At 73.3% G+C, this 19,786-nt stretch carries 15 protein-coding genes and 1 pseudogene; 8 read left to right on the top strand and 8 right to left on the bottom strand.

Going from position 1 to position 19,786, the window contains the following annotated elements; all coding sequences use genetic code 11:
• Positions 1–19: 19 nt before the first annotated feature.
• Positions 20–859: an amidohydrolase family protein gene (locus tag AC5WRT_RS15365; protein WP_496093839.1), complete on the top strand. Its 840-nt coding sequence runs from the start codon at positions 20–22 to the stop codon at positions 857–859.
• A 356-nt stretch (positions 860–1,215) separates the two neighbouring features.
• Here the strand turns inward: AC5WRT_RS15365 and AC5WRT_RS15370 are convergent, their stop codons facing one another.
• Positions 1,216–2,622 (bottom strand): lipase maturation factor family protein, encoded by a 1,407-nt coding sequence (locus AC5WRT_RS15370; protein WP_496093840.1) that lies wholly within the window; start codon positions 2,620–2,622, stop codon positions 1,216–1,218.
• 130 nt (positions 2,623–2,752) lie between these two features.
• Between AC5WRT_RS15370 and AC5WRT_RS15375 the strand changes: the two genes are divergently transcribed.
• From AC5WRT_RS15375 to AC5WRT_RS15385, 3 genes are all read left to right on the top strand, one after another.
• On the top strand, positions 2,753–3,970 hold the full coding sequence (locus tag AC5WRT_RS15375) for a DUF6777 domain-containing protein (protein WP_496093841.1): 1,218 nt from the start codon (positions 2,753–2,755) through the stop codon (positions 3,968–3,970).
• Positions 3,971–4,058: 88 nt separating this feature from the next.
• Positions 4,059–6,128, top strand: a complete 2,070-nt coding sequence (locus AC5WRT_RS15380; protein ID WP_496093842.1) for a SpoIIE family protein phosphatase — start codon at positions 4,059–4,061, stop codon at positions 6,126–6,128.
• A gap of 48 nt (positions 6,129–6,176) precedes the next feature.
• Positions 6,177–7,040: an Fpg/Nei family DNA glycosylase gene (locus AC5WRT_RS15385; RefSeq protein ID WP_496093843.1), complete on the top strand. Its 864-nt coding sequence runs from the start codon at positions 6,177–6,179 to the stop codon at positions 7,038–7,040.
• Positions 7,041–7,099: 59 nt separating this feature from the next.
• On the opposite strand, the gene AC5WRT_RS15390 is transcribed toward AC5WRT_RS15385, so the two are convergent.
• The 5 genes and pseudogenes from AC5WRT_RS15390 to AC5WRT_RS15410 form a co-directional block, all read right to left on the bottom strand.
• Entirely contained in the window at positions 7,100–7,753 is a 654-nt protein-coding gene (locus AC5WRT_RS15390) for a zf-HC2 domain-containing protein (RefSeq protein ID WP_496093844.1), read from the bottom strand.
• Positions 7,754–7,926: 173 nt separating this feature from the next.
• A complete protein-coding gene (locus tag AC5WRT_RS15395) occupies positions 7,927–8,442 on the bottom strand; it encodes a hypothetical protein (RefSeq protein ID WP_496093845.1) in 516 nt (171 codons plus the stop codon).
• A 154-nt stretch (positions 8,443–8,596) separates the two neighbouring features.
• A pseudogene (locus AC5WRT_RS15400) lies at positions 8,597–9,163 on the bottom strand (sigma-70 family RNA polymerase sigma factor).
• A gap of 125 nt (positions 9,164–9,288) precedes the next feature.
• Positions 9,289–10,713, bottom strand: coding sequence for an amino acid permease (locus AC5WRT_RS15405; protein ID WP_496093846.1), 1,425 nt, complete (start codon positions 10,711–10,713; stop codon positions 9,289–9,291).
• Positions 10,714–10,763: 50 nt separating this feature from the next.
• Positions 10,764–11,720, bottom strand: coding sequence for a LysR family transcriptional regulator (locus tag AC5WRT_RS15410; RefSeq protein WP_496093847.1), 957 nt, complete (start codon positions 11,718–11,720; stop codon positions 10,764–10,766).
• Between the two features lie 108 nt (positions 11,721–11,828).
• On the opposite strand from AC5WRT_RS15410, the gene AC5WRT_RS15415 reads away from it, so the two are divergent.
• A complete protein-coding gene (locus tag AC5WRT_RS15415) occupies positions 11,829–13,061 on the top strand; it encodes an MFS transporter (protein ID WP_496093848.1) in 1,233 nt (410 codons plus the stop codon).
• On the opposite strand, the gene AC5WRT_RS15420 is transcribed toward AC5WRT_RS15415, so the two are convergent.
• Positions 13,024–13,503, bottom strand: coding sequence for a universal stress protein (locus AC5WRT_RS15420; RefSeq protein WP_496093849.1), 480 nt, complete (start codon positions 13,501–13,503; stop codon positions 13,024–13,026). The two genes, AC5WRT_RS15415 and AC5WRT_RS15420, sit on opposite strands and share 38 nt — an antisense overlap.
• A 220-nt stretch (positions 13,504–13,723) precedes the next feature.
• On the opposite strand from AC5WRT_RS15420, the gene lysX reads away from it, so the two are divergent.
• Both lysX and AC5WRT_RS15430 read left to right on the top strand, forming a co-directional pair.
• Positions 13,724–17,002, top strand: coding sequence for a bifunctional lysylphosphatidylglycerol synthetase/lysine--tRNA ligase LysX (lysX, locus tag AC5WRT_RS15425; RefSeq protein WP_496093850.1), 3,279 nt, complete (start codon positions 13,724–13,726; stop codon positions 17,000–17,002).
• Positions 17,003–17,116: 114 nt separating this feature from the next.
• Entirely contained in the window at positions 17,117–17,953 is an 837-nt protein-coding gene (locus AC5WRT_RS15430) for a polysaccharide deacetylase family protein (protein WP_496093851.1), read from the top strand.
• Positions 17,954–18,002: 49 nt separating this feature from the next.
• Here the strand turns inward: AC5WRT_RS15430 and AC5WRT_RS15435 are convergent, their stop codons facing one another.
• The gene (locus AC5WRT_RS15435; protein WP_496093852.1) at positions 18,003–18,686 is read right to left on the bottom strand and encodes a class F sortase; all 684 of its coding nucleotides are present in this window, start codon (positions 18,684–18,686) and stop codon (positions 18,003–18,005) included.
• 333 nt (positions 18,687–19,019) lie between these two features.
• Here AC5WRT_RS15435 and AC5WRT_RS15440 point away from each other — a divergent pair, with 333 nt between their 5' ends.
• Positions 19,020–19,706, top strand: coding sequence for a hypothetical protein (locus AC5WRT_RS15440; RefSeq protein WP_496093853.1), 687 nt, complete (start codon positions 19,020–19,022; stop codon positions 19,704–19,706).
• The last annotated feature ends 80 nt before the right edge of the window (positions 19,707–19,786 follow it).

Genomic DNA, 19,786 nt, shown 5'->3' on the forward strand with positions numbered 1-19,786 from the left:
ACCGTGTCGGGGAGCCGGCATGACCGTCGACGCCCACCACCACGTCTGGGACCTGTCCGTCCGCGACCAGGACTGGATCAAGGGCCCGGAACTGCGGCCGCTGCGAAGGAACTTCACTCTTGCCGACCTGGCCCCGCAGGCGCGCGCGGCCGGGGTGGACCGTACGGTCCTCGTCCAGACGGTCACCGTCGCCGAGGAGACACCCGAGCTCCTCGCACTCGCGGCCGGACACGACCTGGTCGCCGGAGTGGTCGGCTGGACCGACCTCACCCGGCCCGACATCGACGAGGAACTGGCGCGGCTGCGGGCACTCCCCGGCGGGACCTTCCTGAAGGGCGTACGGCACCAGGTGCAGGGCGAACCGGACCCGGAGTGGCTGCTGCGGCCCCCGGTGCGGCGCGGGCTCGCGGCGGTGGCCCGCGCGGGCCTCGTCCACGACCTCGTCGTCCTGCCCCACCAGCTCCCGGCCTGCGCGGAGGCCGCCGCGTCGCTTCCCCACCTCACCTTCGTCCTGGACCACTTGGGCAAGCCGCCGATCGCCGCCGGGGAGCGCGAACCCTGGGCGAGCGCCCTGCGCACGCTCGCCGCGCACCCGAACACCGTCGCCAAACTCTCCGGCCTGGTCACCGAGGCCGACCCCGCCACGTGGACGGCGGCAGACCTGCGGCCGTACGCGGAGACCGCTCTGGAGGCCTTCGGCCCCGACCGACTGATGTTCGGCTCCGACTGGCCGGTGTGCACCCTCGCCGCGCGTTACGAGCGGGTCGTGGACACCGCCCGCACGCTCACCGCGGAGCTCACCGCCGACGAGCGAACGCGGATCTTCGCCGGGACCGCGACCCGGGTCTACGGCCTGTGAACGGAGCGCAGCCCAGCTCTACCGGGCACCGGCCTTCGGCTCGGCGGGTCCCCGCCGTGCCGCTGGACGCCATGAGTCACGCCCGCTGCGAGGCGGCCGTCGTGGCCGCGGGCGCCGCCGGGCCCTCGCCCCCGCGGTGGCCTTCGCGCGCGCCGCGAGCGCGGACGCGTTCCGCCGCGGTTGCCTCGCCGGCGCCGCGCGGGCCTGGTGCGGCTACGCACGGCAGGCGTCCAGCGGGCTGAGGGTGCGCACCGGCCCCAGCGCCTCGGCCCCGGCCGGCCACTGCGGACCGCGCCGTACGGGCGGCCGCTCACCGTTGCCGGGCCATCGGCCGGGTTCGCCACCGCCTGCGCACCTCATGTCGCCAGCCTGGTCGGGGGCAGATACTCGCGCACGTACGTCCGCTCCCAGCAGGCGCCCGACTCCCGCAACTCCCGCCAGCTCGTGTACCGGTAGCGGAACAGGCGGGCCCGGACGAAGCGGGGCGGCGTGCCCGGCGGGAAGGGGGAGCGGCGCAGCAGCCGCAGGGTGTCACGGTCGTTCTCCAGCAGGCGTTCCACCAGGCCGCCGAACCATTCGCCCGCGTACGCCGGGGACAGCGCCGCGAACCACATCAGCCAGTCCAGGCGCAGATGGTAGGGCGCGAACTGGCGCGGCCAGTGCCGGATGTCCCCGGGCTTGCCCCGGAACTCGTACTCCCGCCAGTCGGAGTCCTCGCGGGGCACGTCGTCGAGCGTGCCCTCGACCACCACCTCGTAGCGGACCCGGCTGACGCTGCCGAACGCGCCGTAGGTGTTCACCAGGTGCAGCGGGTCGAAGGAGCGGTTCATGACCTGACGTCGGGAGACCATGTTGACCACCGGGCGGTAGCTCAGGAACAGCAGCAGCGCGCCGACCGCGAGCACCGGGGCCTCGTACCACAGCGGCGCCGCCGGCGCGGACGGCGCGGAGGCCGGGATCAGCAGCGCCGACAGCGCCAGCACGACGGTGATCCAGTTCAGCCAGGAGAAGTTGCCGGACAGCACCAGCCACAGCTGGGTGACGATCATGAGGGCGGCGGCGGCCGAGGCGATCGGCTGCGGGGTGAACAGCAGCGCCGGCACGACGAGTTGGGTGATGTGGTTGGCGGCCACCTCCACCCGGTGCAGCGGCTTCGGCAGATGATGGAAGAACCAGCTCAGCGGGCCCGGCATGGGCTGGGTCTCGTGGTGGTAGTACAGGCAGGTCAGCTTCCGCCAGCACGCGTCGCCCCGCAGCTTGATCAGTCCCGCGCCGAACTCCACCCGGAACAGGATCCAGCGCAGCAGGAACAGCACCACGGTGGGCGGGGCCACCTCGTCGTTGCCGAGGAACGCGGCCAGGAAGCCCGTCTCCAGCAGCAGCGACTCCCAGCCGAACGCGTACCACGTCTGGCCCACGTTCACGATCGACAGGTACAGCGCCCACGGCACCAGCCACAGCAGGAGCCCGGCCCACAGCGGCAGCAGCCGGTCGGCGCCTGCGAGCAGCGCCGCCGACACCGCGCAGCCGGCCCAGGCGCATCCGGCGAAGAAGCGGTCGGAGTAGTGCAGGTGGAAGAGGCTGGGGGCGCTTTCGAAGGGCACCCGTGCGACGAACCGTGGGATCGGCAGCATGCCGCGCTCGCCCAGCAGTGCCCGGAACTGCCGGGCCGCGGCCAGGAACGCGACCAGATACACGGCGGCCAGAGCCCGCTGGAAGACCAGCCGGCTCAGCCAGTAGTCGGGAGCGGTGAACCAGTTCACGGCTGTGCGTGCCCTTCGTCACGGCCGAACCGCCGGTGTCGGCCCCTCATGACCCGCTCCCGAGTTGCCAGCCGGACGGGAGCGATGCAGACAATGGAGAGAAATCACCCACAGTGATGCGGAGTGTACGGTGCGGATACCCACGGGATCCATCGTCACGGCCTGGGCGCTCTCGGTGGCGCTCCTCGTCGCCGGCTGCGCGGGCCACGGTGTCAAGGCGGCCCGGATGGGCGAGGACGTCTATCTCCTGCCCGCCGCGGCCCGGGGACCCGATCCCTTCACCGGTTCCACGGTCACCGGGAGGACGGCATCCGGGCCCGCGACACCTGCCGCGAGCACCGCCGATCCCGCCCCTACCGGGCCACCCGGCTTCGGGTCCTCCGCGCCGGCCCTGCCCGCCGCGCTCGTCGCCGTACCCCTGCGCGCGGTGCGAGTGGTGTCCGGCGCGACGCCCGGCCTGTACGGCGGAACGGCAGGCGTCTCCGGCTGCGACGTCGGGCGGCAGATCGCCTATCTCACGGCGGACCGTGCCAAGGGGGACGCCTTCGCCCGCGTGGCCGGCGTCGCCGCGAGCAGCCTGCGCCGCTATCTGCGCGGCCTGACCCCGGTCGTCCTGCGTGCCGACACCCGGGTCACCGACCACGGCTACCGCGCCGGACGGGCCGTCGGCTACCAGGCCGTGCTCCAGGCCGGCACCGCGGTCCTCGTCGACAACCGGGGCCTGCCCCGCGTGCGCTGCGCCTGCGGCAACCCGCTGGCGCCGCCCGCCCAGGCCGGCGGCGGCTTCGGGGCCCGCGGCAGCAGCTGGTCCGCGTACCGGCCGAGCCAGGTGATCGCCGTGGCCCCGGCGCCCCGGGCCGTCACCCGCATCACGCTCGTCAACACCGACACCCGGACCTGGATCGAACGCCGGATCGGCCATGACGTGCGCCGAGACCGGGTCGTACCGGTGCCCGCCTGGGCCACCGCCACGCCCGACGACGACCTCGACGCGCCGGGTGCCGCACCGCTGTACACCACTCTGCCCACGCCCCGGCCGAGCGGCCCGGAGTCCTCTTCGGGCGAGACCGCCGGCCCGCTCGCGCCCACCGTCCCGACGGCACCTGACCGGCCCGCGGGGCGGAGCACCCCGGGCCCCGGTGCGAGCGTCCCGTGGGCCGGTCCGTCCCCCGGCGCCACAGCGAACGCCCCCGGAGTCCCGGACCCGCCCCGGACCGGCTCCCTCGCCGGGACGGGCCCGCCCGCCACGCCGGACACCCCTGTGCCGTACGGCACACGGGGCCTGCCTCCGGGAACGCCCCCCGGCACCGCGGACGGCGGCGCCACGGCCCACGTCCCCGACGGCTGAGCCCGGGCCCGAGCCCGTCCGCCCGGGCCCGGGAGCCCACGGGGCCGAACGGGTCGAAGAATCGGATGAATGCTGGCAAGGTGGGCGCATGGCAGTTCGGGGAGCGAGTGCCGTGTCACTCCCGGAAGACTGGCCCGCCCACCCGGATCCGGTCCTGGCGCTCAACCGCATGGGCAGCTTCGACTGGGACCTGGACACGGGCCTGTTCCACATGGACGCCCAGGCGCACGAGGTGTTCGACCTGGTGCCCGGGGAGTACGACGGACGCCCCGAGTCCCTCGCCGTCCGGGTGCCGCGGTCCGACGCCGCCCGGGTGGACGCCATGGTGGCCCGGGCCATCAAGGACGGCAGGGAGAACTACGGGGGCTACTTCCGCATCCGCTGCCGCAACGGCGCCCTCCGCTGGGCCCACACGCAGGGCTACATCCGCCGGGACGACAACGGCCGCCCGCGCCGGGTCATCGGCATCGTCCGGGACGCCACCCAGGAACTCGCCGACAGCGAGGCACGCAGTCTGCGCGCCGCCCAGGACGAGGCCTTCCGTCAGCAGACGAACGTCGTCCAGGCCGTCTCCGCCGCCCTCGCCCACGCCCGCAGCGTCCAGGACGTCATCGACTCCCTCAAGGACACCCGCGGCATCCGCCATCTCGGCGCGGCCAGTCTCGTGATGGGACTCGTGGAGGCCGGCCGCATCCGGCTGGTCGCCGAGGGCCCCGTCGACGCGTCCGTGCCCGGCACCCAGATCACCCGGATCGACGAGCCCTACCCGATGAGCGATGTCGTCCGTACCCTCCTGCCGCGGTTCATCGAGTCCCCGGAGGAGTTCGCCGAGTGCTACCCCGTCCTGTGGCCGCACCTCACCGAGCTGCGGATCACGTCGGCCGCCTATCTGCCGCTGATCGCCCAGGCCCGCCCGATCGGCGCCATGGGGCTGCTCTACAGCGACCGGCGCGGCTTCTCCACCGAGGAGCGCGCCGTCCTGGTCGCACTGGGCAGCAGCGTCGCGCAGAGCCTGCAGCGGGCCATGCTCTACGAACAGGAGAAAGACCTCGCGCAGGGCCTCCAGCAGGCCATGCTGCCCCGCACCATCCCCAGCGTCCGCGGCGCCGACGTCGCCGTCCGCTACCGGTCGGCCGCCGTGGGCCGGAACATCGGCGGCGACTGGTACGACCTCATCCCGCTGCCCGGCGGCCGGGTCGGCGCGGTCATCGGCGACGTCCAGGGCCACGACACCCACGCGGCGGCCGTCATGGGCCAGCTGCGGATCGTGCTGCGCGCGTACGCCGCCGAGGGACACACCCCGGCCGCCGTGATGGCCCGCGCCTCCGTCTTCCTGCACGAACTCGACACCGACCGCTTCGCCACCTGCCTGTACGCCGAGGCCGACCTGGCCACCGGAGTCGTCCAGGCGGTCCGCGCCGGGCACATCGACCCCCTGATCCGGCACGGCGACGGCAGCTGCTCCCGGATCCCGGTCGAGGGCGGGCTGCCGCTCGGCCTGTCCGCCCAGTTCGGCCGGCTGGAGTACCCCGTCTCCACCCTCGAACTCGACCCCGGACACACCCTGCTGCTGTGCACCGACGGAATGGTCGAACAGCCCGGCGCCGACCTGGACGACGGCATGCGCCGCCTCTCGGAGCTCGTCGCGGCGGGCCCCGAGGACGTGCGCGCGCTCGCCGACCTGCTGATCCAGCAGGCCGAGGAGCGAGGCGGCGACGACGACGTGGCGCTGCTCCTGCTGCGACGGCGCACCCCGGAGGCGCCGCCGGCCGGCGGACGACTCCAGCAGCATGTGGCACCCGGCGACTCCGAGGCCCTCACCCAGGCGCGGCACCTGATCCGCGCCGCCGTCCGCTCCTGGGGCTACCGCGACCGCGCCGACGAGATCGAACTGGTCGCCGACGAGCTGATCACCAACGCGCTGATGCACACCGAGGGATCGGCGATCGTGACCCTGCGCGCCCTGGACAGGGGCCAGCGCACGCTGCGGATCGAGGTCGAGGACTCCTCCAGCGCCCTGCCGCGCCGCCGCGAGCCGGGCGAGGACGGCGTCTCCGGCCGGGGCCTGCTGCTCGTGGACATGCTCGCCGACGGGTGGGGCGTGGAGGCGCGGGGCGGTGGCAAGGCGGTGTGGTGCGAGTTCCGCCGGGACGGCTGACGCGCGTCACCACGGGGCGGTGTCGGTGCCGGATGGCACTCTGGACGTATGCCGGAACTGCCCGAGGTAGAAGCGCTCAAGGACTTCCTCGCCGAGCACCTGGTCGGCCGCCGGGTGGCGCGGGTGCTGCCGGTCGCCGTCAGTGTCCTGAAGACGTACGACCCTCCGGTCACCGCCTTCGAGGGCGGCGAGGTGACGGCCGTGCGACGGCACGGCAAGTTCCTGGACCTCGTGGCGGACAGCGGGCTGCACCTGGTGACCCATCTGGCCCGGGCCGGCTGGGTGCAGTGGAAGGACCGGCTCCCGTCCGGCCCGCCCAAGCCGGGCAAGGGCCCGCTCGCGCTGCGTGTGGCCCTGGAGACCGGCGAGGGCTTCGACCTCACCGAGGCCGGTACCCAGAAACGCCTCGCGGTGTACGTCGTCCGCGATCCGCGTCAGGTCGAGGGCATCGCCCGTCTCGGCCCGGACCCGCTCGCCGCCGACTTCGACGAGGACCGGCTCGCCGGTCTGCTCAAGGACGAGAGACGGCAATTGAAGGGCGCCCTGCGCGACCAGTCCCTGATCGCGGGAGTCGGCAACGCCTACAGCGACGAGATCCTGCACGCGGCGAAGATGTCCCCGTTCAAGCTCGCCGCCTCCCTGACCCCGGAGGAGACCCACCGGCTCCACGAGGCACTGCGCTCGACGCTCACCCAGGCGGTCGAGCGCTCCCGCAAGGTGGCCGCCGGGCGGCTGAAGGCCGAGAAGAAGAGCGGCCTCAGGGTCCACGGCCGCGCCGGGGAGCCCTGCCCGGTGTGCGGGGACACCATCCGCGAGGTCTCCTTCAGCGACTCCTCGCTGCAGTACTGCCCCACCTGCCAGACGGGCGGCAAGCCCCTGGCCGACCGCAGACTGTCCCGCCTGCTGAAGTGAGGCGGCGCCGATGGGGCGGCGTGCCCCGTGGTGGTGCCGAGGCGCTGGTGCCGGGCGGGCTACGGCGCGTCCACGGACACCAGGTGCTGTCCGTCCGTGGTGCGCACGTCGTAGCGGGCGATCTGGTCGGAGTGCATCGTCGAGGACCCGAGCGTGGTGAACGTGCGGGTGGCGTGGCCGGGTTCCAGCCAGGTTCCGGCGGTCTCCTCGGAGCCGTCGCGACCGACGACGACGAGCCGGCAGGCGTGCGGCCCCGTGCCGTCCTTGACCTTCAGCAACAGCCGGCTGCCGGTGTCCCCGTCGTCGGCGGTGACCTCGGCCCACACCCCGGTCCGCGCATCCGTCGCCGCGGTCACGTGCGTGGCCGGCCGCGCATGGCCGGCGGGGGCGACGATCCCCGGACCGGCCACGGCCAGCACCACTGAGGCGGCCAGGCCGTACAGCAGGCGTCTGCGGCGCGCCCGGTGCCGGTGCGCGACCTCGCCGAGCAGCCGGTCCAGCAGCCGGGGACCGGGCTGTGCCATGGGGTGCACAAAGCGCGGCGTGGCGCGCCGGTACAGCATCATCTGCCGTGTGGCCGGACCGAATTCGGTCACCTGTGCCGCGCACTGAGGGCACTCCATGAGGTGGTCCTCGAAGCGGAAGGCCTCCGCCTCGTCCAGCACGCCGAGCGCGTACGCGCCGACGTCGCGATGCCTTTCCTGGGACCTCATGCCGAATCCTCGTGCCGATGGGTGCGGGTGGGGTTACTCCGTGCTCCCACCCGTACGCAGCCGACAGCGGAATCACTCAAGCCACCCACAGAATCCCGGACGAGAGATTCGGAGCGGCGCCGCACGCGGATTGGTCGGTTTCCGGAAAACTTCGCCGGGGCCGCGGCGCGCGGTCAGAACAGGTGGATGGCGAGGTGCCCGAGGGGCAGCCCGAGCCGCCAGGCCGGCGTCCACACCTTCGGCCCCTCGTCCTCACCGGCCGGCGCGCCGCCGCCCGGCACCGCGTCCAGGTCCGGGGCGAGCAGTTCGGTCTCCTCCAGCCAGCGCCAGGCGTCCGCGGCGAGGGCCGCATCGGGGGAGCGGGTGCCGGACCGGTCGGCCTGCTCGGTCAGTTCGCTCATGCGTGCGTGCACCCACTCCCGCCACGGCTGGTCGTAGGCGGTCAGGGACAGCCAGTTCTCCAGCTGGGAGATCACCCGGATACCGGAGAGCTCGCCGTCGGTGTCGGAAAGGAAGACGGTGAGCGCCAGCGCGTCCCGGCCGGCCCGGAACTCGAAGGACGTCGGCGGCATCAGATCGCCGGTGCGCAGCAGTTCGTCGGCGATGTACTCGGCGTAGAACCAGGCCATGGGGACGGTCAGTTCACCGCCGTCGGTGCCGTCCGTGCTCTCGTGCCCTCTGTGCTGCATCCCTTCCTGCCCTTCCTCCGGTACGTGCCCTCGTCCCCCGAGCCCCGCCGGGATCGCAGCCCCGGCCCGCCCGGGAACGCGGATGAGGACAGCCCATTGCCCCGACGGGGGCCACAGCAAGGCGCTTTGCGAAGGCTTTGCTTCGCTTCCGGTTTCAGTGCAGGTCGGCCGCATAATCCGGAAGGACCCGGCGCAGCGCGCGCAGCGCGTAGTACGCGCGGGACTTCACGGTACCGGGTGGGACACCCAGGGTCCGCGCCGCTTCCGCCACACTGGCACCGAGGAAATACACGAGTACGAGGACGTCACGGTGTTCCGGCGTGAGTGTCTTCACAGCCCGGCGGACATCGAGCATCGCGGCGGCCCGTTCGGCGTTATCGGCGGTCACCCGCGCGTCCTCGGGCAGTTCGGCACCGGTCTCCGGCGGCCGGACCCGGCGGCCCGCCGGGCGTCGATGGCGAGCCGGCGGGCGGCCGTCGGCAGCCAGGGCCGTACGGAGTCGAAGTCCTCCGCGTGCAGCGCCTCGGGATGCAGCCAGGCGCGCACCAGGGTCTCCTGGACGAGGTCCTCGGCCCGCTGCCGGTCGCCGTCGCAGAGCCTGGGCAGCAGGGCGAAGAGCGGTCCGCCGTGCTCGCGCTGGAGCGCGGCCAGTTCGTGCTCGGCGGTCGTCGAACCGTGGGGGTGCCGCCGCCGTGCGGGTGAGGGAGGTTCCGGCCGTCATGGCCGTATGGCAGCGCGGGGGGCGGCCGGGGGACAGGGCGCGGCGCCGCCGGAGCGACGGACGGTCGATCGGGTCGGCGAACGGTCGGACGAACGGTCCGCCAGGGCACCGCCGGCCCCGCCCGGTCACTCGGCGGGCCGCACCCGGGCCAGCACCGAGCGCTTGTAGGAGTAGCCGAAGTAGATCAGGCACCCGATCGTGAACCACACCGCGAACCGCACCCAGGTCTCCCAGTGCAGGAACGTGATCAGCCAGACCGAGAAGACGCACCCCAGGGCCGGCACGAAGGGCATCCACGGCGTACGGAAGGTGCGCGGCAGCTCCGGATGCCGGTAGCGCAGCACGATCACCGCCACGCACACCACCACGAACGCCAGCAGGATGCCGATGTTGGTCAGCTCGGCCGCCGAGCCGATCGGGACGAACCCGGCGATGGCGGCCGAGGCCAGGCCGACGATCCAGGTCACCCGGGTCGGCACGTGCCGCGTCGGGTGCGTCTTGGCGAACCACCGGGGCAGCAGACCGTCACGGGACATGGAGAACCACACCCGGGTCACACCCAGCATGAACGTGAACATCACCGTGAGGATGCCGATGATCGCGCCCACCGCGATCACGTCCGCAAGGGCCTGCAGACCCACGGACTTGAACGCGGAGGAGAATCCGCTCTCCGGGTCGATGCGCCGGTAGTCCTGCATGCCCGTGAGCACCAGACAGGCCGCCACATACAGCATCATCGAGATCACCAGCGAGTAGATGATCGCCTTCGGCATGTGCCGCTGGGCGTCCTTGGACTCCTCGGCCGCCGTCGACATGGCGTCGTAGCCGAACACCGCGAAGAACACGGTCGCCGCGCCGGTGAAGGCACCGCCGATGCCGAACGGGAAGAACGGGTGGTAGTTCGCCGAGTCGATGTGGAACACGCCCACACCGATCACCAGCAGCACCACCAGCACCTTCAGCGCCACCACGAGGGTCTCGAAGCGGGCCGCGCTGCGGATGCCCAGGTTCAGCAGCCAGGCGATCAGCAGACACAGGATCACCGCGAAGAGATCGACCCGGTGCCCGGCGCCGGTGTCGGGCGCACCCAGCATCCAGGCGGGCAGCTTCGCGCCCATCTCCTCGACCAGGAAGCCGAAGTAGCCCGAGATGCCGATGGCCACCACCGCCACGATCGCGGTGTACTCCAGCAGCAGGTCCCAGCCGATGAACCAGCCCGCGAACTCGCCGAGCACCGCATAGCCGTAGGTGTACGCCGACCCCGCCTTCGGGATCAGCCCGGCGAACTCGGCGTACGACAGCGCCGCGCAGGCGCTCGCCATACCGGCGATCAGGAACGACACCAGCACCGCGGGGCCCGCCGTGCCGTTGGCCACCGTACCCGCGAGCGTGAAGATGCCGGCGCCGATGATGCCGCCCACCCCGATCGCGGTGAGCTGCCACAGCCCGAGCGAGCGGTCCAGCCGGGTGCCCTCACCGACCTCGGTCTCCTCGATGTGCTCGATCGGTTTGCGCCGGAGAATCCCCTCGCCCGCACGGAGCCTGGCCATGCCCCTCACCTCTTCGCCGACGGCAACGGCTGACGCCGGATCATGATGGCTCAGGGCCGAGGCACAGGGAAGACGCCACGCACGGCCCAGGCGGGCGCCCAGGTGCGGCCGCCGGCGGGCCGGGCGGACGGCCCGCCGGTGAGGTGGGCGCGCAGGACGGGGAGCGCCGCATGCGGGTTGGCGGTGACCCACAACAGGGAGTGCGGGTAGACGGGTGTCGGCTCGCGCAGCGGGATGCGGCGCAGATCGTGTCCGGCCGGCCAGGCCGGCCGGGTCCGCTCACTGACGAGGGTCGCCAGGACGTCGGAACCGGCGACGGCGTCCTGCACCGCCCCGGTGAAGTTCGGTCCCGAGGAGTCGATGGTGAGCCCGAACTCGGCGGCGAGGGAGGCGTAGAAGGCGGCCCACTCGGTGCCCTCCACGATGCCCGGCATCCAGATCGGATGCCCGGCGAGCTCACCGGGCGAGACCGAGCCGAGGCCGGCCAGGGCGTGTCCCGGGCCGGTGAGCAGTTGGATCGGCTCGTCGTACACCGGCGCGGCCTCGATGCCCCTGGGCAGCGGTCGGCCCGGCATGGCCACGGCGCGGAAGGACGCGTCGACCGAACCCGAGCGCAGGGCGGCGAGCGCCGAATCCACGTCGAAGAGCGTGACGACGTCCAGGGCGATGTCCGGGTGCGCCTCGTGGAAGTCGCGCAACAGCCCCGCCGGCGCGAGCCGCGCACCGACCACGTCGACCCGCAGGGGCCGCCGCCCGCGCCGCACGGAGGCGGCCGCGCGCTCCTCGGCCACCAGCAGCTCACGCGCGTGCGGCAGGAAGGCATGGCCGTCGACGGTCAGCTCGGCGCCCCGGGCGCTCCTGGTGAACAACCGCACCCCCAGCTCCCTCTCCAGCGCCGCGATCCGCTTGGAGACGGCCTGCTGGGTGACCCCGAGGACCGCCGAGGCCTCCTGGAACTGCCCGGTGTCCGCCACGGTGACGAAGGTGCGCACGGCCTTGAGGTCCACGCCGCCACCCTACTCGTACAACCAGTGGTTGTGGCTGATGCCCTTCCGGTTGTTTGCTCCGGCCCCGGCCTGCTGGTTTTCATGTCCGGGGTCAACGGGAGGTTGTGCATGGGGCTGGGTCGACGGTTCGGACGGCTGTGGGCCGCGTACGCCGTGAGCGCGCTCGGCACCTACCTCGCCTTCGACGCGTTCTCGGTGATCGCGGTCATCGCGCTGCACGCCGGCCCGGCCGAGGTGGCGCTGCTCGCCGCGACGGGGCCCGCGGTGGGCGCCGTGGCCGCGACACCGCTCGGGCCGTGGGTGGAGTTCCGGCGCAAACGGCCGGTGATGATGGCGATGGACCTGGTCCGCTGCGCCGCACTGCTCACCGTCCCCGCCGCCTACGCGCTCGGCGGCCTGGTTCTCGGCCAGCTGCTGCTCGTGTCCGTCGTCGTCGCGGCGGCCGACATCACCTTCAACGCGGCCTCCGGCGCCTTCCTGAAGTCGCTCGTGCCGACCGACCGGCTGCTCACCGCGAACGCCCGGTTCGAGGCCACGAACTGGACCGCCCTGGTCCTCGGACCGCCCCTCGGCGGCGCCGCCATCGGCCTGTTCGGCCCGGTGACGACCGTCGCGGCGAACGCGGTCAGCTTCCTGCTGTCGGCGCTGGGCATCCGAGCCGTCGGCGGCGGCGAGCCGAGCCCCGGACACACCCGCGTGCGGCGCTTGTGCGCCGCCGACCTGCTCGACGGCTGGCGGCACATCCTCACCAGTCCCGAGCTGCGGCCGCTGTTCTTCAACAACCTGGCGGCCAACGCCCTGATCATGGTCGCCGCGCCGCCGCTGGCCGTCCTCATGCTCGGTCCGCTCGGCTTCGCCCCCTGGCAGTACGGCCTCGCCTTCGCCGTGCCCTGCCTCGGCGGCCTCCTCGGTTCCCGGCTGGCCCGCCCGCTGGTCGCCCGCCACGGGCAGCTGCGGGTGCTGCGCGCCGCGGGCACCCTGCGGGCCGTCTGGCCCGTCGGCCTGGCCTTCGTCCGGCCCGGGCTGCCCGGCCTGCTGCTGGTGATGGTCCTGGAGTTCGGGCTGATCACCTGCTCGGGCGTCTACAGCCCCGTGTACGCCACCCGCCGCCTGGAGTGCACCCCCGACGACCGGGTCGCCCGCACCCTGTCCGCCTGGTCGGTCACCGGCAAGGCCACCACGGCCGCCCTGACCGCCCTGTGGGGCCTGCTCGCGAGCCTCGCCGGTCCCCGCGCCGCCATCGCCGTGGCGGGCGTCCTGCTCCTGGCGACGCCACCGTTGCTGCTGCGGGCGACGCGGGAGGTCACGGCACGACCGTCACCGGCCAGCGCCCCGCCTTGACCAGCCGGATCGCGACCGAGCCGATGATCCGGTGGCCGGCCTGCTCGGAGGCGCCCACGACCACCGCGTCCGCCTTGAGCTCGTCGGCCGCCTTCACCAGCCCGCTGTAGGGGTCGCCGCGGAAGGTGTGGAACTCCCAGCGCACCTCGAATATCCCCCTGACCCGCTCGGCCGCCTCCCGGATGTACGTGACCAGGTCCTCGGCGATCTCGTCGGTCGTCTCCGCCACCGGCGCCCCGAGCGCCGCCCCTGCCGCCAGCACCGGCTGCACGTACACGACGGCCAGCAGCGCGCGCTGGCGCCGGGCGAGCCCGCCCGCGTAGGCCGCGGCACGCAAGCTGGAGTCGGAGCCGTCCACGCCGACGACGATGACCTTCGGCCCGTCCGTACCACGTTCGAACCGGTGCGGCTGCGAGGAGGAGTGCGAGTGCTGTTCCGTCACGGCCGTGAGGTTATCGGAATCCCCGCTTCCCGCTGAGCCGCGGCGGCCGTCCGAGCCAGGTGGGACGGCATCGGCGGCGCACCGCTCGTGCGGCGGGCAGGCCCGGTTCGGGGCGCGGGAGGGCCGCCCGCGCCGTCCCGCCCGCCCGCACCCCACGCCCGGGCCCTCCCGGAGCCCTCTCGACGGGCGAGCCGGGCGGCGCCTTTCTACAGTCGGAACCATGACCGCCAGCGCGGAGCCCGCCGCACGGAGGGACGTCACGGCCTCGATGCGCCCGCCCGCCGGCCGGCGGCTGGGCTGGGCGCCCGAGGCCTTCGCGACCCTCTTCGCGGCGCTCGGCCTGCTGTGCGCCCTGCTGGCGCTCGTCGAACCGCTGCGCCGGCTGCTCCGCCCGGTCGCCCACGCCCTCGACCTGGTGCTGGTGCCCATCAGCGCCAACCTGGCCTACGCCGTCTTCCTGTTCCTGCTCGCCGCCGCCACCGCCGCCCGCAAGAAGGTCGCCTGGTGGCTGGTCGTCGTCTATCTGGGCCTGGTCGTCCTCACCGACGCCCTCGGCGTGGGCCTCGGCATGTACGCCGAGTCACTGCCGTCGCTGGTGCTGTGCGGCCTGCTGCTGGTCCTGCTCGTCGTGGCCCGCCGGGAGTTCTACGCCGCCTCCCGCCGCGGAGCGGTCTGGCGGGCGCTCGCCGTGCTGCTGGGCGGCCTCGTCTTGGCCATCCTGCTGGGCTGGGCGCTCGTCGAGATGTTCCCGGGCACGCTGCCGGCGAGCCAGCGCCTGGCCTGGGCGGCCGACCGGGTCTGCGGCGGACTGGCCTCGAGCAGCTCCTTCGCCGGCCGCCCGCCCCGCGAGGTCACCTTCGTGCTCGGCCTGCTCGGTGCCCTCGCCCTGCTCAACGCCGCGGCGACCCTGTTCCGTTCGCAGCGCCTCGAGGCGGCCCTGCACGGCGACGAGGAGGCCCGCATCCGCGCCCTCCTCGCGGCCTACGGCGAACGGGACTCCCTCGGCTACTTCGCCACCCGCCGCGACAAGGCCGCCGTCTTCTCGCCCAGTGGCAAGGCCGCCGTCACCTACCGCGTCGAGGCCGGCGTCTGCCTCGCCAGCGGAGACCCCGTCGGCGACACGGAGGCGTGGCCGCACGCCATCGCCGCCTGGCTGGACGTGGCCCGCCGCTACGCCTGGGTGCCCGCGGTGATGGGCGCCTCCGAGGACGGTGCCCGCACCTACTGCCGCGCCGGGCTGGGCGCCCTCCAGCTCGGTGACGAGGCGATCGTGCACGTGGCCTCCTTCGATCTGAACGGCCGGGACATGCGGGTGACGCGGCAGGCCGTGCACCGGGTCCGCCGTACCGGCGCCACCTGCCGGATCCGCCGGCACGCCACCCTCACCGAGCGGGAGATGGAGGAGACCGTCGACAAGGCCGACGCCTGGCGCGACACCGAGACCGAGCGCGGCTTCTCCATGGCGCTGGACCGCCTCGGCGACCCCGCGGACGGCGACTGCCTGCTGGTGGAGGCTCTCGGCGAGGACGGCCGGCTGCTCGCCCTGCTCTCCTTCGTGCCCTGGGGCCGCGACGGCGTCTCCCTGGACCTGATGCGCCGCGACCGCGCCGCCCCCAACGGAGTCATGGAGTTCATGGTCGCCGAACTGTGCGCCGCGGCGCCCAAGCTCGGCATCCGCAGGATCTCGCTGAACTTCGCGGTCTTCCGGTCGGTCTTCGAGGAGGGCGCCCGCATCGGCGCCGGACCGGTGCTGCGGCTGTGGCGCCGGCTGCTGCTGTTCTTCTCCCGCTGGTGGCAGCTGGAGGCCCTGTACCGCTCCAACGCGAAGTACCACCCCGAGTGGTATCCGAGGTTCCTCTGCTACGGCGACGCCGCCGCCCTCGCCCGCATCGGCCTGGCCTCCGGCATCGCCGAGGGCTTCGTCTCCGTGCCGTCGCTGCGCAAGCTCTGGGGAAAGGGGCACCCGAGGAACGGGCAGCGGCCCACGACCACGCACGGTCTGCCGTCCCTGGCCGCGCTCGGCCTCGACCGAGGGCAGCGGGCCGGGGCCGCCGCACCACAGGCGGGTCTGCCCGACCAGGTCCGCGTCCGGCACCGCAGGCTCGCCGGGCTGCGCGCCACCGGCACCGACCCCTACCCGGTCGGCGTCCCCGCCCCCACCCACGCCCTCGCCGACGTGCCCCCCGGCGCGGACGTCACCGTCGCCGGACGCCTCATGCTGGTCCGCGACTTCGGCGGCATCGTCTTCGCCGTGCTGCGCGACTGGTCCGGCGACCACCAGATCGCCCTCACCCGCGACCGCTGCGGCGACGCCCTCGACCGCTTCACCGCCGGATGCGACATCGGCGACCACATCATCGTCACCGGCCGCGCCGATCTCAGCGACAAGGGCGAGCCCACCGTCTTCGTCACCTCCTGGCAGCTCACCGGCAAGTGCCTGCGCCCGCTGCCCGACAAGCGCCGGGGCCTCGCGGACCCCGAGGCGAAGGTCCGCCGCCGCTATGTCGACCTGGCCACCAGCCCCGCCGCCCGCGCCGTGATCCGGGCCCGCTCGGCCGCCGTACAGGCGCTGCGGCAGGGACTGCTGGACCGCGGGTACATAGAGGTCGAGACCCCGATGCTCCAGCAGATCCACGGCGGCGCCAACGCCCGCCCCTTCACCACCCACATCCACGCCTACGACCTCGACCTGCACCTGCGCATCGCCCCCGAGCTGTATCTGAAGCGGCTGTGTGTGGGCGGCCTGGAGAAGGTCTTCGAACTGGGCCGCACCTTCCGCAACGAGGGCGTCTCCTACAAGCACAACCCCGAGTTCACGATGCTGGAGGCCTACCAGGCGTACGCCGACTACGAGGTGATGCTGGACCTCACCCGGGAGCTGATCCAGGGCGCGGCGACCGCCGCCTTCGGCGCCCCGGTGGCCCGCCGGGACGGGCAGGAGTACGACCTCTCCGGCCGGTGGCCGGTCAAGACCGTGTACGGCGCGATCTCCGAGGTGCTGGGGGAGGAGATCGGCCCCGGCACCGAACTGCTGCGGCTGCACCGGCTGTGCGACCGGGCGGGGGTACCGTACACCGCCGACGACGGGCCCGGCGACATCGCGCTGGAGATGTACGAGCGGCTGGTCGAGGAACGCACCGGGGCCCCCACCTTCTACAAGGACTTCCCCACCGACGTGTCCCCGCTGACCCGGCAGCACCGCGCCGACCCGCGGCTCGCCGAGCGCTGGGACCTCGTCGCCTTCGGCATCGAACTCGGTACGGCCTACTCGGAGCTGACCGACCCGGTGGAGCAGCGCCGGCGGCTGACGGAGCAGTCACTGCGGGCCGCCGGGGGCGACCCGGAAGCCATGGAGCTGGACGAGGACTTCCTCCAGGCGCTGGAGTACGCCATGCCCCCGACCGGCGGACTCGGCATCGGCGTCGACCGGCTGGTCATGTTCCTCACCGGCCTGACGATCCGGGAGACCCTGCCGTTCCCGCTGGTGCGCCGCCGCTGAGCCCCGCGTCTTCCGTCCTCAGGGCCGCCGCGCTGGGCCGTCCGGGTGCAGTTCCCACGCCCGTACCGGTGTCGTTGCGGTGCGCCGGAGCGGTGTGTGGGCGAGTGGTGAGTCATGCAGAAGGATCAGTTGTTCACGCGGCGCCGGATGCTCCTGGCCGGCGCCGCCGCGCTGGGGGCCGCGGGTACCGCCGGAGCCGTCCTGGCGGGCGGCGCCGGGGACGGTCACACGGCCGCCGCCCCTCCCGTCCCCGGCCCGCAGGCCCGTCAGGCGCGCGGACCCTCCGCGTTCCGGCTCCAGCCGCAAACCGGCTACGGACCGCCGTCGGCCGCGCCGCACACGCTGCGGATCCACACGGAACCCCTCGTGCGGATCCCGGGGAACGGCCGGCGGATGATGCTGACCTTCGACGACGGACCCGACCGGGACTACACCCCGCACGTCCTGGACACCCTCGCCGAGTACGGCGTACGCGCCATGTTCTTCCTGTGCGGCGAGTGTGTCGCCGACAACCGAGAGCTGGTGGCCCGGATGGCCGACGAGGGTCATGTCGTCGGCAACCACACCTGGACGCATCCGCTGCTGACGACCCTCAGCCGCAGGGAGATCCACGACGAGATGAAGCGCACCAGCGACGTCATCGAGGACGCCTACGGGGAGCGCCCGCAGTGGTTCCGCGCGCCCTACGGCGCCTGGAACCGGGCCGTGTTCCAGCTGGGCGCCGAGATGGGCATGGAGCCGCTGGCCTGGACCGTCGACACCACCGACTGGATGACGCCGGGGGTCAGGACCATCGTCCGCCGGGTGGAGAGCGGCGCCGCCCCCGGTGTCGTGGTGCTCTCCCACGATGCCGGGGGCGACCGTTCGCAGACCGTTCGCGCGATGCGTGAATGGCTGCCCCGACTCCTCGATTCCGGATATCGCATGACCGTGCCGAAACGGCGCGCGTAATCGTCTTCGGGGTCTGTTCCCCGACCTCGGCCCGCCTGGTCGCGGTGGTTCACCCCACCGCGACCAGGCGGGCGAAGACGACCACGTTCCCGTCGTAACCGTGCTGCCTGGAGAAGCCCCCGCCACAGGTGATGACCCGCAGTTCCGGAGTTCCTTTCGAGCCGTAGACGCGGTCGCCCGGAAAACCGCTCTTGGGGAAGAGTTCGACGCCATAGGTCTCGAACACCGCTGTCTTTCCGTCCTTGCGCAGAACCTCGATCCGGTTTCCCTTCCTGAGGGTCCCGAGTCCGTAGAACACGGCGGGGCCCTGTTTGTTGTCCACGTGGCCGACGACGACGGCCGTGCCCTTCTCGCCGGGGGAGACCGCGCCGGTGAACCAGCCCGCCAGGTCCGGGTTGTCCGGCGGGGGCGCGTCGATCCGGCCGTCCTCGCCCAGAGTCACCGGCATCACCGGCGCGTCCACCCGGATCGCGGGGATCCGCACCCGGGCGGCGGCGGAGAACGCGAGCGGCGCCGGTGCCGTGGAGGAGGTGTCCCCCGCGGGGGTGCCCGGGCCGGGCCGGCTGTCCGGGGCGGCCGCCGAAGCCGGCTGCGGCGGGCCGACGTCGAACTCGCCCGAACCGTTGCGGATGAGCGCGATGCCGGTCAGCAGAAGCAGCGCTGTCACGCCCCACGGGGCACGCCTCCTTCGCCGCTCCTCCTCGCCCATTCCGTAGAGCTCGGACGCAGACATTCGCCATCCCCTCTCCGCGCGGCCGTCACCACGTCCCTCGCGCATGGGAGAACGCTAAGTCCCCACGCGCACGGCGGGCGACGGGGTGAGCGGCGAACGGGTGGCCGCGGTGCCTGGGCGGTGCGCCATCCGAGTTGCCGTTCACGGGAACTTCCTGACGGTACGTGATCTGCGACAATATCCGATTGTGTGCTTTTCTTGTCGCCTGTTGTGTCACCAGAACAGACGATTCTCGACGTGCGGGCGTGTTCCGTGCGATCGAGTGTCGTCCCGGGAGGTGTTTTCTCGCCGATCGACCGGGGAAAGCCCCGGGCGCCTCCCGCGGAGGTTCACATGCGCAACCAACGTGCCCTGGCGGCTGCTTGGGCGACGGCAGCCGTGCTCGGGCTCGCCACCCCGGTGGCCGTCGCGGACGGCATGGGCGACGGAGGCGTCCCGTACACCAGCACGGGCGCCGGCCGCGGTTCCCCTGAAAGTCGCGCCTACGACGAGGGGAACCGCGGGCACGACCCGGGCGGGGCCGGCGAGTCCGGCCGAGAGGACGGCAACGGGAAGAGCGGCCGGGCGGACGACGACGGAAACGGCGGCCGGGACAGCGAATCCGCAGATCGCCCGGACGGCTTCACGGACAGCGGCGAGGGCGGACCGCGCGGCGTCGTCGCCACGCCTGGCGTGCTCCCGCCGGGCGGGCGGCCCACCGTCGGCCCGGACAGCTGTCCCGACGGCGGCACGATGTCCTCCCGCGCCTTGCCCACCACCGGACTCGACGGGTTCGGCGACGGCTCCTCGCGGGCCGGCATCCGGCTCGACCGTGCCGCCCGACCCGGCCGTCCCACCGTCCGTTGCGACGGCAGAAGGCCGGTCGGCCCGGACGCCTTCGCCGTGCTCCGCGGTGTCGGTGGCACCGGATCCACCGGCGCCACGCCGGCCGACATGGCCATCGGCGCGGGGCTCGTGACCCTGTCGGTCGTCGGAGGCGGCGGGCACTGGCTGCGCCGCCGGAGCGAGAAGCGCACCTGACGTTCCGGCATCCGTCCGTGGGGGAACGGCCGCACACCCGTGTGCGGGGGCAGGCCCCATGGGACGCGGGTGTGCCGCCG

The organism is Streptomyces sp. NTD91 (assembly GCF_059510455.1).